This window comes from Geminisphaera colitermitum TAV2 (genome assembly GCF_000171235.2).
GTDB lineage: Bacteria > Verrucomicrobiota > Verrucomicrobiia > Opitutales > Opitutaceae > Geminisphaera > Geminisphaera colitermitum.
The window spans coordinates 42,362-55,242 of sequence record NZ_ABEA03000120.1; the positions used below are offsets into that span (position 1 = coordinate 42,362).

Annotated in this window: 15 protein-coding genes and 1 tRNA gene; 3 read left to right on the forward strand and 13 right to left on the reverse strand. The window is 59.8% G+C overall.

Annotation, left to right across the window (positions count from 1 at the left end):
* Positions 1–12: 12 nt before the first annotated feature.
* The 13 genes from OBACDRAFT_RS14305 to OBACDRAFT_RS14365 form a co-directional block, all read right to left on the reverse strand.
* Positions 13–981, reverse strand: a complete 969-nt coding sequence (locus OBACDRAFT_RS14305) for a major capsid protein (protein ID WP_043586676.1) — start codon at positions 979–981, stop codon at positions 13–15.
* A gap of 50 nt (positions 982–1,031) precedes the next feature.
* A complete protein-coding gene (locus tag OBACDRAFT_RS14310; protein ID WP_043586677.1) occupies positions 1,032–1,466 on the reverse strand; it encodes a hypothetical protein in 435 nt (144 codons plus the stop codon).
* Positions 1,467–1,495: 29 nt separating this feature from the next.
* A complete protein-coding gene (locus tag OBACDRAFT_RS25460) occupies positions 1,496–2,344 on the reverse strand; it encodes a S49 family peptidase (protein WP_052362038.1) in 849 nt (282 codons plus the stop codon).
* Complete coding sequence (locus OBACDRAFT_RS14320) at positions 2,341–3,894, reverse strand: phage portal protein (protein WP_043586679.1); 1,554 nt, start codon at positions 3,892–3,894, stop codon at positions 2,341–2,343. Before OBACDRAFT_RS14320 ends, OBACDRAFT_RS25460 begins: the two co-directional genes overlap by 4 nt.
* Positions 3,891–4,169 (reverse strand): hypothetical protein, encoded by a 279-nt coding sequence (locus OBACDRAFT_RS14325; RefSeq protein ID WP_043586681.1) that lies wholly within the window; start codon positions 4,167–4,169, stop codon positions 3,891–3,893. The genes OBACDRAFT_RS14320 and OBACDRAFT_RS14325 overlap by 4 nt, the downstream gene beginning before the upstream one ends.
* A gap of 6 nt (positions 4,170–4,175) precedes the next feature.
* On the reverse strand, positions 4,176–6,083 hold the full coding sequence (locus tag OBACDRAFT_RS14330) for a terminase gpA endonuclease subunit (RefSeq protein WP_043586682.1): 1,908 nt from the start codon (positions 6,081–6,083) through the stop codon (positions 4,176–4,178).
* Entirely contained in the window at positions 6,067–6,768 is a 702-nt protein-coding gene (locus OBACDRAFT_RS14335; RefSeq protein ID WP_157837087.1) for a hypothetical protein, read from the reverse strand. The genes OBACDRAFT_RS14330 and OBACDRAFT_RS14335 overlap by 17 nt, the downstream gene beginning before the upstream one ends.
* A 1-nt stretch (position 6,769) precedes the next feature.
* Positions 6,770–7,471 carry a ParB N-terminal domain-containing protein gene (locus tag OBACDRAFT_RS25465; RefSeq protein WP_052362040.1) on the reverse strand — a complete coding sequence of 234 codons (702 nt, stop codon included), beginning with the start codon at positions 7,469–7,471 and terminating at the stop codon, positions 6,770–6,772.
* 2 nt (positions 7,472–7,473) lie between these two features.
* Positions 7,474–8,133 carry a ParB N-terminal domain-containing protein gene (locus tag OBACDRAFT_RS25470; protein ID WP_052362042.1) on the reverse strand — a complete coding sequence of 220 codons (660 nt, stop codon included), beginning with the start codon at positions 8,131–8,133 and terminating at the stop codon, positions 7,474–7,476.
* On the reverse strand, positions 8,120–8,785 hold the full coding sequence (locus OBACDRAFT_RS14350; protein WP_043586684.1) for a phosphoadenosine phosphosulfate reductase domain-containing protein: 666 nt from the start codon (positions 8,783–8,785) through the stop codon (positions 8,120–8,122). Before OBACDRAFT_RS14350 ends, OBACDRAFT_RS25470 begins: the two co-directional genes overlap by 14 nt.
* An 11-nt stretch (positions 8,786–8,796) precedes the next feature.
* A tRNA-Met gene (locus tag OBACDRAFT_RS14355) sits at positions 8,797–8,870 on the reverse strand.
* 179 nt (positions 8,871–9,049) lie between these two features.
* Complete coding sequence (locus OBACDRAFT_RS14360; RefSeq protein WP_043586685.1) at positions 9,050–9,952, reverse strand: site-specific integrase; 903 nt, start codon at positions 9,950–9,952, stop codon at positions 9,050–9,052.
* On the reverse strand, positions 9,949–10,443 hold the full coding sequence (locus OBACDRAFT_RS14365) for an ASCH domain-containing protein (RefSeq protein WP_081722068.1): 495 nt from the start codon (positions 10,441–10,443) through the stop codon (positions 9,949–9,951). The genes OBACDRAFT_RS14360 and OBACDRAFT_RS14365 overlap by 4 nt, the downstream gene beginning before the upstream one ends.
* A 227-nt stretch (positions 10,444–10,670) precedes the next feature.
* On the opposite strand from OBACDRAFT_RS14365, the gene OBACDRAFT_RS14370 reads away from it, so the two are divergent.
* From OBACDRAFT_RS14370 to OBACDRAFT_RS14380, 3 genes are all read left to right on the forward strand, one after another.
* Positions 10,671–10,985: a hypothetical protein gene (locus tag OBACDRAFT_RS14370; RefSeq protein WP_043586692.1), complete on the forward strand. Its 315-nt coding sequence runs from the start codon at positions 10,671–10,673 to the stop codon at positions 10,983–10,985.
* Between the two features lie 80 nt (positions 10,986–11,065).
* Positions 11,066–12,070, forward strand: coding sequence for an AAA family ATPase (locus OBACDRAFT_RS25475; RefSeq protein WP_198529909.1), 1,005 nt, complete (start codon positions 11,066–11,068; stop codon positions 12,068–12,070).
* 3 nt (positions 12,071–12,073) lie between these two features.
* Entirely contained in the window at positions 12,074–12,865 is a 792-nt protein-coding gene (locus OBACDRAFT_RS14380) for a DUF7192 family protein (RefSeq protein WP_043586693.1), read from the forward strand.
* Positions 12,866–12,881: the final 16 nt, after the last annotated feature.

Genomic DNA, 12,881 nt, shown 5'->3' on the forward strand with positions numbered 1-12,881 from the left:
TCGGTCTCCGGGTTAGGCGCGCGCGGCGGAAATGATGCGGTGTCCGGCGTAATCGACCAGCGAACCGGCAGGATTGGCGGCCCCTTGGCGACCAAGCGACTTGCCCCACACGACGGTAGGGGACCAGAACACGTCGCCCGTGCCGGGCTCCTGCCACGAGACGGCGGCCATCGTAACTCCGGTGTCCGGGTCGGTGATGGCCTCACGGCCCATCACCTGCGGAATACCGAGTTGCGCGACAACGGCAGGGTCGAAGTCGTCGGGGATGCCGACGAGAAGCGCGAACGCGCGCGGATCGAAAGCGAAGCCGGTCAGGTTCTCGCCGTTGGCTGGGAGGTCGGGATACTCGAAGATTTCGGCGAAGCCCGCGACATTGGACCAGCGGCGCAGGGACGTGCCGCCGACCTGCTGACCGTGGTAGTCCTTTGAGGCGACGCGGGTGTCTGCCCCGAAAACATTGGCAACGTCGGTATTGATGATCGCGGTGCGCCCATTGGTGAGCGCCCCTCGCTTGTTCATCTTGCCGGTGACGCCGGTGAAGGCTTCGAGTTCGGAGTCCTCAACGGGGATGATGGTCTCCTCCGAGAAGTTGGCAAACTTCACCTCGGAGAGAAGGTCGTCAATGACGGCCTTGGCGAGCGCGTAGCCCGCGTTGGCGATGACCTGCTCATAACGCTGCTTGTTGTCCTTGATGCTCTCAAGGTGCGTCCACTTGAGCGGCACATGCTTGTGGCGATTGACGGTGATCGGCAGGTCGGTCAGGAGACCGCGCGCGGACTGCACGCCGTTCTTGTATCCGCCATTGGCGGCGTTGTAGTCGGCGACAACCGGGATGCCCGGCACGTGCGCGATGTAGGTTTGATCGAGCTTCAGGCGGTCAGGCCGGAAATCGGTGCCCATGCGGTTGACCGCCGGAATCTGCTTGGTGAAGCTGCGGATGACATCGAGAAGGATCTCGGAAACGGTGAGCGTGAGAGCCATGTGAGTTGTTGGTTACGGGTTCGAGTTGCGTGAGTGCGAAAAGTGGGAAATCAGCCCTCCGCGCGGAGCTTGGCGGCTTTGGCGGCGAGGCGTCCGCGTTCGGTCGGGTCTTTGGTGGCGGCGAGCTTGGCGCGCACTTGGTCGAGCGTTTCCTCGGCCTTGCCCGAATCGGATTTGCCTCCGTCAGAATGAACCGGAGGAACGCCGGCATTGGCGGCGAGTTGGGCGGCGCGCTCGCTGGCGGTCTTGGCTTCGCCTTTGAGGTTGGCGATTTCGCCATCCTTGGCCGTGACTTCCGCCTTGGCGTCGGAGACCTGTTTTTCGAGAGCGGCCTTTTCGGCGGCGTGTGCGGCCTTGGCGTCCGTGAGCGCCTTTTCGGCGGCGGTCACTTTGCCGTTGGCTTCGAGAATTTGTGTCTCCAAGTCCTTGATACGGGCTTGGGCGTCGGAGAGTTGTTCGGGAATGGTTTTGGTGGATGCGCTCATGGTGCTTACACCCCTGCGTGCATTTCCACTCAGCCCCGCATGTTGATGAGCGCGGCGAGGCTCGCGCGGGCGTGCTGGATGTCGCCGATGTCGTCAATCAGGCCGGTTTCACGTGAGCCTGCCGCAAGCAACGTCTGCCCGCGCAACGCCTCGTCTTTCACGCCCGGACGGCGGCTCTTGATGTCGCCTTTGAACATGCTGAAAATCTCGTCGGCTCGCTGCTGAAGATGTTCGCGCTGCGCCTCCGTCAGCGACGTGCCGGGAATCCCCATGCCCTTGAGCGTTCCTTCCTTGTTTTTGACCACATCAACCTTCAGCCCCATCATTTCCGCACGGCGCGAACTATCCAAAAAGGGGATATAGACGCCGACGCTGCCGACGCTGGCCGATTTGCTTGCGACGATCATGTCTGCCTGCGAGCCGAGCCAGTAAGCGGCGGATGCCATGAGGCTGTCCGTGAAGGCGACAACCGGCTTGTTTTCCGCCGCGCGCGCAATGGCGGACGCAAGCTCAGGCACTCCGGTGGTTGTTCCGCCCGGCGAGTTGATGTTGAGCAAAATGCCGCTCACGTCCCGGCGTCCCAGCGCCTCGGTAATGTCGTTTGCAACGTCTTCCGTGCTGGTCGCCCCGCAGGACTTTTCAAAACTGCCGAGTCCCTTGCCGATAGGGCCGAAAACCGGAATCTCAGCGATGCCGCCCGCAACGATCATTTGCGGCAGGGCGTCACCGAAAAATCCCTTCGCCGGACGCGCCGCCTGCCACTCTTCCGCCGTCATGGCGAGGCGGCTTTCGAGCAAGTCGGCAATGGTGGCGTGTGCCGATGGCACAATCAGCCAGGGCTCGAAATGCACCGCATGGTAAACGTGTTGGAATTTCATTTTTTGGTCTCCTGTTTTTCGCCGGTTTTCCCGGTGTTTGCGCTGGAAGGGCTGTCATTCGGCGTGCTCTGCTTGAGGAGCGACAGAGCCGTCTCCAGCGACACACCGCGCTTTTTGGAAATGCGCTGCGCCCGCTCCAAAAGGTCATCAACCTCACGCTCGATCTGGTCGCGATTTACTCGGTAGTCCTCGCCGCGCATCCCGTAGTGCTCCGCCTCGGACATGAGGCCGTATTTCACGTCTTCGCGGTCCTCTGAGGAGTTTCGCCCGGCATCAACGGAGAGCTTCGCCGGAACCTGCCACTTCACGCGGAACGCCTCGGGATTGTCCGGCAGCTTGCCGCGAGCGATGGCGTTGCCGATCACGTAACCCCAAATCCGGCGCATCACGCGGCGGATGAAATTCATCTGGCGCTCCGTGAACCGGCGTTGTGCCTTTTCCATGACAAACCGCATGGGAGCGCCGCCGATCTTTTCCGGGTTCCACAGAAACTCGTAAGGGACGCCGAGCCCGAAGGCGATTTCCCGAATCAGAAACTCAAGGAAACCGACGAAGGCAGGGGAGGGGCGGTCGTATTCGAGCACGTCAAGACTCTCGTCGGGGTGAATAACCGGAATCGTCGCCCCGTCCTCGATCTGCTCGCGCGTCAGCCGGGTTGGCTCGTGCGCCTCAATGTCTTCGTCCTCCCATTGCCCCGGATCGACGGAGCCATTGCGCGCCTTCAGGACAGCCCGCCATGACGCAAGGGCCTTGATTGTCTTCTTCTCGAAGCCGAGAGTATCCTTCTTGTCGCGCGCGTGATTGATCGCCCGGTGTAGCTTGGTGATGCTGCGCAATTCGTCGGTTTCGGTCGGCTCGTGATACAGGATGAACGAACGCGCCGGAATCTCCCGAAAGCCGCCATCGCGCGTGCTGATGCGATAGGCCACCGGACGGTCAAAAGCGTCAACGCGGACGCCATCTTGCAGACCAGCGGCATCCTTGCCGAAGTTGCCGATGCGATGCCCGCGAATCGTCTGCACGCGGGGATCGCCCGCACCGTCGTCAGTCAGGACGATGCCGATGTCGCCATCGCGCACCTCGCCGATGTTCCAGAGAAGCTGAAGATGGTCGAAGTGGTTTGTCCCGGCGAAGTCCGCGCGATTGCACCAGTCCTCCCAATAGTCCTCCGCACGGTCCGCCCATGCCGTTTCCGCCTGCGAATGCGGCTTGATTCCCGTGCCGACCGTGTAGCGCGCCATCTCGTCAATCGCGCCGCCCGTGAGGCCGTCGTTCACGTAGAGATTGCGTGCCATTGACATGAACTCCAGCCGCGTCCACGACGACATCGAATCCTTCGTATCCCCGACATGGTAGGGGATTGGCGTGCGGTCTGTCGTGCGCTGGATCGCTTCGTAAAAATGGTATGCCGCCGCCACCGCCCGGTTGTAATCGCTCGGCGTGATGCGGGCCCGTTGCGCCTGCTTTTCAGCGCGTTTAAACGCATCGGGTGAAATGGCGCGGGCAATGGTCGCGCGGGCTTTGGCGATGAATCCGGCGTCGTTTCTCATGTGATGTGAGCGCGGGAAAAGTCGGCGACGATCACCCTTGATCGCTTCCCGTAAACTTGAGGGTTAAGCCGCTGAAGGGCGGCGTTGATTTCGGTCAGGTCGTCGCGCAACTCCGCCATTGTCATGTTGTCCTTGGAGAACGCCTTTCCGCCGCCGCTCACGCTCTGGAAACGCTTGCCCTTCCTCGCCGCGTCAAGCTGCGCGAGAACGTCGCTCCTCATCGTGAGGAGCGTTGCTTCATCCAAACCGTAATAGATGCCGGAAACGCCTGCCATGCTAACCTAGGCGGCTTTTCCACCCGATGGAGCGGCTTCCTCCGGCTCGCCCCCCGCCTCCTCCTCAATGCGACCGATCTTCTTGGCGATGACTGCCGAGACCATAATCATGCACTCGCAGTCAAAGTAGTGATTGGCGCGGCGCTTCCGCACCCATACGAACTTTTCCCGACCGCGAGCATCAACCTGCTCCTCACGCTTTTCCGCCGTGATCTGCTGCAAGTATTCCCGCCCCACCTCAGAGGGGATTTGCCAATCCTGTTCAACGCCGGTCATGGCGAGCCCAAGCATGTCCTTCACGCCGGGGTTGCTCCAAAGGTAGAGCTTGATGGGCCTCACCTTGCCTTGGAGTTGCGTGCCAATGGCGGGGTCGGCATGGGAAAGCGCCCACACGCGGCGCACGGTTTTCTTCTCTCCATCGACTTCGACCACAGATGAAAACGCCTCGCGGTCGTCTCCACGGAACGCCTTCCATTTGTATTTCAGGCACGCTTTGTAAACCCGCGCGGAGTCGTGCGCTGAGTCGATGACCGTGTTCTTCGTTGGCACACCAAGCGCGACGCGCAACGCCTCTGCCTCCGCCTCTGCTCCAACCTTGCCAAACGCCACCAGCCGACTTGAGCGCCGGTCTTTGGCAAACGCCCGGCACACGAAACGGTAATGATAATGCGGTGCCTCCTGCACGTCGAGCGCGAGGAACAGGGAATCCGGGGTAAAGTCGTCCCATGTGATCTGATATGTGCCATCCTCGCCCTTCTCAGGCAGGACGTAATCAATCATCCGATCTTCAAGGAAATCGTAATCGTCAATCTCGCGCAACCGATCTTCCCACGGCTCGCCGAGCGTCTGATTGATAAACTCCATCAGTGGCTCAACGTCTCCGAGCTTCAGGGCGCGGTCCGCCATGATCTTCTCTTCCACGATTTCCCGCCACTTCACGATAGGCGGCAGCATGGCGTTCCAGTGGAACGAGACGTTTTTCTTCGATGCCTTCGGATTCATCGGAATCCAGCGCCCGACGCTCGCGATGTGCTGGCGTGTCTTCGGCTCGTCCGCCATCAGGTGGCCGCACGCGGCGCACTCGTAACGAATGGCCTCTGCCAGCGTATCGAAATTCCAGATACCACCGGAGACCGCCCCCGGCACGTCTCGCCAGTCGCAAACCTCCTCCTTTCCGCCTGCGCGACGACATGCGCGAAGCTGCGCTATCTTCAGGGGCTGTTCATGTGAGCAACAGGGGCAGGCAAAATGCCACTCGCGCTGATCGCCTTCGAGAAAGGAAACGTGCATCGCATCCTTTTCCTTTTTTGGCGTCGAAATAGTGACGCGACGTGAGTTCCAGAACGACCGGATGCGCTTCGTCACGCTTTCCAGCGCCCCCTTGGGATACTCCGTCACCTCGTCCAGAAACAGCCAGCGGATGGGCTTCGACTTCAGCTTCGATGACGAGTTGGAGCCGGTGACGTAAACCGTCATCGTCTTAAACCCGATCTGCGACAGCTTGACCTTGTGCCGCGACTTCTCGCCGCCTTCGCCGCTCAGGAGCAACCGGGCGACCGGCTCGCAGTCCTCGAACATGGGCAACAGCCGCTCGCTGACGAACGTTGCCGCCTCGTCCGCCGCCGCCTGAACCCACATCGCCGGGCCGGGGTCATTCGCAATCGCCCATTCCAGAAGGATCATGATCGTCAGCGTCTTTGACGACTGCGCCGATGTCATGGCGGCGATGTTACGAACCGAGTTGTCCGTAAAGACCTCCATCAACTCCCCGACGAACGGAGAATTTGCCAGCCGCCACGGACCCGGAAACGGCGAGTTCTTGTCCACGTTGACATGCGCCTCCGCCCACTCGTGAGGCGGTGAGCGGTCAATCGGCTTCAGGCACTCGGCGAAGACTTCAGCCAGCAGACCCATTGCGCGCCTCCGTCTCTTCGTCGCACTCTTCGATGTCCGCGAAGCGCTTCCTCTGGCGCGTAACCTTCAGCCCCTTTGACAGCCGCAACAGAATCCGGTCAACCGCCTCGTTATAGACCTTCACGGCCTTGTCCGTGTCGGTCATTTTCATGACCTCTTCGCAGATGGACGCCGCCTGCCCGTAAAGGTCGCTGCGCAGGCGCGTGGCAATCTCCGCCGCCTCGCGAACCACATCCTCGCGTGAAATCAGTTCCCCGCGCCGCTCCGCATTGTCGATCTCCAGCCGTTCGTTGATGAGCAGGATTCGCTTCGCGTTTAAACGCGGTAACTCGTCCTCCAGCGAGTCACCGTCAACGCCTCCGCCGCGCCCGGTTTCCTTCATCCAACGCTTCCAATCGGGAATGCTCCAACGGCCATTCGAGGCCGGATGCGGCGGGCCGTTGCGCTTCAGCTTTCCCCACCGGTCGATTGTCTGGCGCGTCACGCCGAGCGCGTTCGCAAGCTCGACCTTCGACTTCGCCCACGCCTTCGAGTCGGCGGCGGCAACGTCTTCGCCGTTGGCAACGGACTGGATCAGCGCACGCTCCGCCGCTGTCAGCGTCTTGCCCGACTTCAGCTTTTTGAGCACGTTGCCGACCTCGACCTGAAGCCCCTTGCGGGCGGCCTCGGCTAGTTCTTTATTCAAGCTAGCCATCGCGCATCACCTTCCCGAGCGCCGCCGTCATGGCCGCGCCCTCAAAAAACCGTTGTCCTGGCTCCATGCCGCACCACCGGAGAAAGGCGTCCCGGACGGCCTTCGACGGGAACACGAGCACGGCGTAATGGTCGCCCCCCTCCGTCGCATCGCTCTTCTCGACGTGCTCCTTTCGCGCGTCCTTCATCTTCTTGATGGCCTCGATGTCAGCCGCTCCGCCTTCGTTCTTGTCGTCAAACAGACCGCCAAGCTCGCCGTTCTCAAAAATCACGTCGAAGTCTGCTGCGTCGAAACCCAACCCATCCGGCGCGTCGCCAAATTCCTTCACGATCTCGGCAAGCCGCTCCTCGTCCCATTCGCCCATTGCCGCCGGGTTGTTGAGGAACACGTTCAGGCTCTTTTCCTTCGCCTCCGGCAACCGGACGGCGGCGACGGTCAACTCGTAATCGGACCGGCCTTCGATCTCATCCAGCACAGACAAACGCTGGTGCCCGCCGACCAGATTGCCGGTCGTTTCGTTCCAAATCAGCGGCTCCACGAGGCCGGTTTTCTTCAGCTTCTTCTTCAGCCGTTTCCGGGCGTCGTCTCCAATGATGCGCGGATTGTAGGGCGCATTCTGGATCAACGCCCGGCTGATCGTGCGCGCCGTGAAAGTCTGGTGTTTTGTCACCTTGGATTTTGCCGCCTTCGCCATGTTTAAACGCTCTCCTTTCCGCCGCCAAAGCCGCGCCGCTCGAAGTGTTTCAGGCCATCAACGTATCGGGAATCCAATGACGCGCCGACGAAACGCAAAAAGGCATCCGTCTCCCCGGCGTCGCGGAACACGACAACAACCTGCGTGCCATCCTGCGTTTCCTTTGGCGTCGGATCGCCACCTTCACCGCCGGGCTCCGGCTCACCCTCGCCACCTTTTGCATCCGTCAGGAAATCCAGTTCTCCCGCCTCGAAGCCGAACTCCGGCAACTCCTCCGGCCTGAACTCCTCCATGAGCTTGCCGAGCGCCTGCAAATCCCATTCGCCCATTGACGATGCGTTATTGAGGAAAACGTTAAGCTCTTTCTCCGTTCGCTCGTCCACGTCCACGGCGGCGACGGTAAGGCGGTAATCGCTGCGCCCCTCCAATTCATCGAGAATCGAAAGCCGCTGGTGTCCGCCGACCAGATTGCCAGTTCGCCGGTTCCAGACGAACGCATTGACCAACCCCACGTCCTCAATCTTCGCCTTCAGGCGGCGGCGGGCCTCCGCCGTGATCCGGCGCGGGTTGTAGGGTGCGTTCGTGATCTGCCCCCGCTCGATCTCTTCGGGCAGGAACTTTTGCAACGCGGTGCGCTTGGGAGTGATCTTAACCTTGCCCATAAAAATCCTGTCTGGCGATGGCCGCTTCGATTTCGGGAAACACCTTCACGATCTTCGCAAAGTCTGCCGGGAAGTGCTCCCGCACCTGCCGCAATTCCAGCGGTTCAAGCAGACCGAAACTGTGACCGAAAAGCTGGTAATCGACTGGCACCGGCAACCTGCGATGCTTCATGTAAGCGAAAATCTGGCGGTCGGAGTAGTCACCCACCGGATACAAACGGCGGCTCTTCACATCAACGCCACCACAAGCCGAAATCATCCCGCGCCGTTCAAGCGAATCGTTCTTCTTCTGACCGTAGGCAAACCACGTCGCGCCAGTCTTCGCCCGCAAATACGCCTCCACGTCAACAATCGTGAGGTCGGGCGTCTTGGCGGACAGATCGGAGCCGGGCCTGTAGTAGTTGACCTGAAACGCCGTGCTCAGGCTCCAATGCGGAAGCCGGATAATTTCGATGCCGTAGCGCCGCTCCGCCTGCCGCAGGTAGGCATCCTGGAAGGACAGCCCCGGAACGACATACATGAAGAAGGCCGTCACCTTTTTGAAGTGACGGCAACAGAGGTCGAGCGCGACGATGCTGTCTTTCCCGGTCGAGAACCCTACGGCTGCTTGGTCGGACAGCGCCGCCGCCTGCTTGACGATGCGCGTAAGCATGGCGGCGAAAGTGGGAGCAGGGGAGGGAGTCGAACCCTCATCTCCACGTTATGAGCGTGGCAAGTTACCGTTACTCTACCCGGCTGCGAAAGATCAGCCGCGAGATGCGCGGTTTGCCCGTGCGGTGTTGCGGCGCGTGCCTCGCGCGAAGGTTCGGGCCGCGCGTGCGCGACGGTCATTGCGGTTGTTTTTTGGGCGGATTGTTGCTCGTGCCATATTGGGTGATCTCCAGTTAAAGGTTCACCCGATGCGCGATTTCCACTGCTACGAGCCGCAGGGAAGTGCCAGACGGCGTGGCGGCGAGAAAAACGCCTCCGCCTCCGCGCGTGTTGCCACGCCATCGTAATGCTTCGCGAGCAGCCTCAGCGAGCAATGCCCCATTACCTTTACAGCTGGGCCGGGGTCGCCACGCAGCGCAACGAAGTATGTGGCGAAGGTGTGGCGAAGAATGTCATGACCAAGTGTTACGCTTGCCCGCATTGCCGCCTCGCGTCGCTCGTGAATCCAGCGAGGGACATTAAGCGATTCGGGAGCCTTGCCTTTGGACAAACGCGGAATGATTTCGCCGCTGTCGCGCTGATAGAGCGCCAGTTGCGCCCAAAGGATTGTCGGCACGCCTTCGATGATGCGCTTGTATCCAGTTTTCGCCACATCAGGAGGAAGCATGATGTAGCGTTCCTTCACATGGATGTAATCCCATCGCATCCGGCAAACTTCGTAGGGCCGGATGCCAGCGAAGAGGGCAAGGGCGAACGCCGGGCGGTATGCCTCCGAGGTGGCGAGATAGAAGGCGTGTGCTTCGTGAGGTTTGAAGAAGCAAACTCTATCTCCTTTGTCACGCGGCAGACGAGGCAATACGGGCTTCCCCCACTCAGCATCAACATCCAGCTTAATCAGCCTCTCTGACCTTGCCCATCGAAGCAACGTAAGCAACTCCTCTGCGAAGCGGCGGCTCTTTTTCTCGGCAATTTCGCGAACGTCATCGCGGGTAAAGCTGTCGGCTTCACGATCTGCCTCTGCCATCTCTTTCTGTATCCGCTTCGAGAAAACATCGTAATTGACGAGCGTCATCCCGCGCAAGTCCAGGTCATTGCGGCTCTTGATAAACAGGGGGAGAATTTCGCCAAGCGTCTTGCGTTTTTTTTGGAAAAACGGGAACGAAATCATTTTTCCGCCTCCACTCTGAAGATGCCCAATTTGCCTTTCAGCGGAACGAAGGGCAACGGCCTCGCATTCCGCAACACATAGCCGAACGGTCCATCAAACCACGGCGACGGGTGCGAGGTCACGCAATCGACAATTTCAGCAACGCCAACGATGCCGCCTAGCGGCGCGTGTTCTTCGCTCAAGTCTTGAGGGTATGGCCTGCCAAGGGCAGAGCCAATAAACTCCTCGTCCTCAATGTGAATCGGGTAAGGGTTCAGCCCAGAGTGAATCAGGACAGGGCCGCGGTAGTTCGTGCGCCGGGTTCGGTTTTCAACGTCCTTGAAACCATGCACAATGAGGAAAGACCACGGCTGACGGATCGAGAGAGCAACGCGCGGCAAGTCTGGATGCTGCCGGAATAGTGCTGACAGCGTGCTGACACCAGACGGGCGGAGGGTGTCCAGCCTGTCGAGCGGATGAGGGGACGGGAGGGGGGATGGTGATATGTGCATGTTTGGTCGTTTGCGGAGCGCAGCAGGCCTGCTTTTTCTGCTTCATTGAAGAAAAAACGGATGCGTTTAAACGGCTCAAGGTATCAAAATGATACTTTAAGTTATTGAGCATCAGCACCTCATTCCGAGGGAAGAAATTTTTCCTTCACAAAGTGTCAAAATGATACATTGTGAAATTCAGCAGAGGCATTCCGCCAAAGCAAAAAACCGCAAACGACCATCAGCCAATGAAACTGTCTATTACTCTGTATCAGGAGCCGCCTCGCAGCGGATTCTACAAGGCCAACATCTTTGGCCGCGTCGCAACCTTTGGCTCTCGCCAGCAAGGAATTGACGCGCTCATGGCCATGAGATTTCCGCTCTCAATCGAAGGGCGAATAGAGGAAGGAAGCTTCGGCGAAATCGTCGTCGTTGACACGCCACCATCCGGGCACGGCTTGCTGACTGGCGGCGAGCTGGCGACCGCCATGAGATTCGGGCAGGACTGCTTTGGCGGAGGACATCCGGGGCAGATCGAGCGGATCAACTGTCAGGGCGTCTGATGGTAGTTCCAGCACTGACGAGACCAATTTCACGCAAACGACCAACGATGCAATCCACCAAAAACCACCTCTCCACACCAATGAGCAAGAACCAAATCTTTGCTCTCATTGATGCCTATTTTGACGAGGGAAACGCAAACATCACTTTCACCACTGATGCTGACGACGTTCGCCGCCACGTGACGAAGGAAATCGAAGCATTGGGATTCCTCACGAAAGCAATGGAGCACGTCAGCGGGGCCATTGGCCTCATCCAAAAGTCAGCCGCCAACGCCGAAAGCCTTGCCAAAGCCGCCGCTGACCTAGCCGCTCGCAAGTCAGGCGGAACCTTCACCGTCGAGATCAAGTCCGCCGATAAGCCGACCGTGAAGGTCGAGAATCCGCACAAGCAGTTTGCCGACCTCCTCACCATCATCGCCGCTGGCTGCAACGCATACCTCGCCGGGCCTGCTGGTAGTGGCAAAACAACTGCCGCCGAACAGGTCGCGGGTGCGCTCAAGCTGCCGTTTCACTTCACCGGAGCGGTCGCGACAGAATGGCAGTTGACCGGATTCGTTGACGCGGGCGGCAAGTATCACTCCACGCCATTCCGCAAATGGACAGAAGAGGGCGGCGTTTTCCTTTGGGATGAAATCGACGCCAGCGATGCGCGCGCCCTGCTTCGCTTCAACGCTGCGCTTGCGAACGGCATCTGCGAGTTTCCAGACGGCAAAATCGTCCGCCTGCATGAGACGTGCGTTGCGATTGCCGCCGCCAACACCTACGGGCAGGGTGCGGATCGGCAATATGTTGGCCGCAATCAGTTGGACACCGCCTCGCTGGATCGCTTCGTTTTTCTCGGATGGAAATATGACGAGGAATTAGAAACGCGCATCGCCGGAAATCTCGAATGGACGCGCCGCGTGCAAGCCATCCGCCGCGCGGTCGAGTCCATGAAGGTTCGGGCCGTCGTCTCGCCTCGCGCCAGCATCTACGGTGCGCGCCTCCTCGCGCAAGGCATGGATGCCGCCACCGCCGAAACGCTCACGGTCTGGAAGGGAATGGACGCCGCCACGGTCGCGAAAGTTAAAGCTCAAATCCGCTGAATCATGACAACGCACTTTGACAATTTTTCCGACTTCCTCACTTACGCGGAGCAAACCAGCTCTTGGAACAATCGCCTCTCGTCTCGCAGCACAAAGGATACCAAGTGGTTTGGCACGTCGTCATTTGGTGCCGCAATGGACCTCGCCCGCAACGGATGGGGGGATGGGCGTGATTCCGTAGAAAAGACGCGCGCGCACTTCGCCAGCGTGATCGGCTCACGCGCTCGCCGGAAAATACTCACTCATGGCGTCCAAGGCCACATGCCGGACGTTGGTGCATACCTCGCCGGGGAAGTTGAGAGCATGTTTTCAACTCAAACCATTGAGGACGATAGCACTGGTCGAATTATCCGTATGGTAGTTAACGGCACCGCCTCCGGAGGAATTGACGCCGAGGCAATCATGTCGCGCGGCGCGCTAATTGTCGCATTGATCGACGCACTGGAATCGTCCGCCTTCAGCGTCGAACTAACGATGGTTTTTCACGGCAACTGCGGCGGCGCAGATACAATGCAAACCATCCTCGCCAAGCGCGCGGGCGAACCGGTCGAGATTGACCGGCTGGCATTTTGCGTTGCCCACCCGTCGATGTTTCGCCGCCTGATTTTCTCCTGTTGGGAGCAAGACCACCACTACATGCAGGTAAATGGGTCTAGCTATGGCATGTGCGCCGAAGCCGAAGATGGGGGAGACATCTACCTGCCAAGCTCCGATCTCCGCGTCATTACCGATGGAGACGCCGTCCAATGGGTGCGTAACCATCTCGCGCCGCTCGGCATCACTTTCGACGAGTGAGCGCAAGCCGCTCGTC

What these genes read in the sequence shown, in the direction of transcription:
- OBACDRAFT_RS14365 (WP_081722068.1), bottom strand. Translation starts at nt 10,443, where the DNA reads ATGCACATATCACCATCCCCCCTCCCGTCCCCTCATCCGCTCGACAGG.
- OBACDRAFT_RS14380 (WP_043586693.1), top strand. Translation starts at nt 12,074, where the DNA reads ATGACAACGCACTTTGACAATTTTTCCGACTTCCTCACTTACGCGGAG.
- OBACDRAFT_RS25475 (WP_198529909.1), top strand. Translation starts at nt 11,066, where the DNA reads ATGAGCAAGAACCAAATCTTTGCTCTCATTGATGCCTATTTTGACGAG.
- OBACDRAFT_RS14330 (WP_043586682.1), bottom strand. Translation starts at nt 6,083, where the DNA reads ATGGGTCTGCTGGCTGAAGTCTTCGCCGAGTGCCTGAAGCCGATTGAC.
- OBACDRAFT_RS14370 (WP_043586692.1), top strand. Translation starts at nt 10,671, where the DNA reads ATGAAACTGTCTATTACTCTGTATCAGGAGCCGCCTCGCAGCGGATTC.
- OBACDRAFT_RS14325 (WP_043586681.1), bottom strand. Translation starts at nt 4,169, where the DNA reads ATGGCAGGCGTTTCCGGCATCTATTACGGTTTGGATGAAGCAACGCTC.
- OBACDRAFT_RS25470 (WP_052362042.1), bottom strand. Translation starts at nt 8,133, where the DNA reads ATGGGCAAGGTTAAGATCACTCCCAAGCGCACCGCGTTGCAAAAGTTC.
- OBACDRAFT_RS25465 (WP_052362040.1), bottom strand. Translation starts at nt 7,471, where the DNA reads ATGGCGAAGGCGGCAAAATCCAAGGTGACAAAACACCAGACTTTCACG.
- OBACDRAFT_RS14360 (WP_043586685.1), bottom strand. Translation starts at nt 9,952, where the DNA reads ATGATTTCGTTCCCGTTTTTCCAAAAAAAACGCAAGACGCTTGGCGAA.
- OBACDRAFT_RS14320 (WP_043586679.1), bottom strand. Translation starts at nt 3,894, where the DNA reads ATGAGAAACGACGCCGGATTCATCGCCAAAGCCCGCGCGACCATTGCC.
- OBACDRAFT_RS14305 (WP_043586676.1), bottom strand. Translation starts at nt 981, where the DNA reads ATGGCTCTCACGCTCACCGTTTCCGAGATCCTTCTCGATGTCATCCGC.
- OBACDRAFT_RS14310 (WP_043586677.1), bottom strand. Translation starts at nt 1,466, where the DNA reads ATGAGCGCATCCACCAAAACCATTCCCGAACAACTCTCCGACGCCCAA.
- OBACDRAFT_RS14350 (WP_043586684.1), bottom strand. Translation starts at nt 8,785, where the DNA reads ATGCTTACGCGCATCGTCAAGCAGGCGGCGGCGCTGTCCGACCAAGCA.
- OBACDRAFT_RS25460 (WP_052362038.1), bottom strand. Translation starts at nt 2,344, where the DNA reads ATGAAATTCCAACACGTTTACCATGCGGTGCATTTCGAGCCCTGGCTG.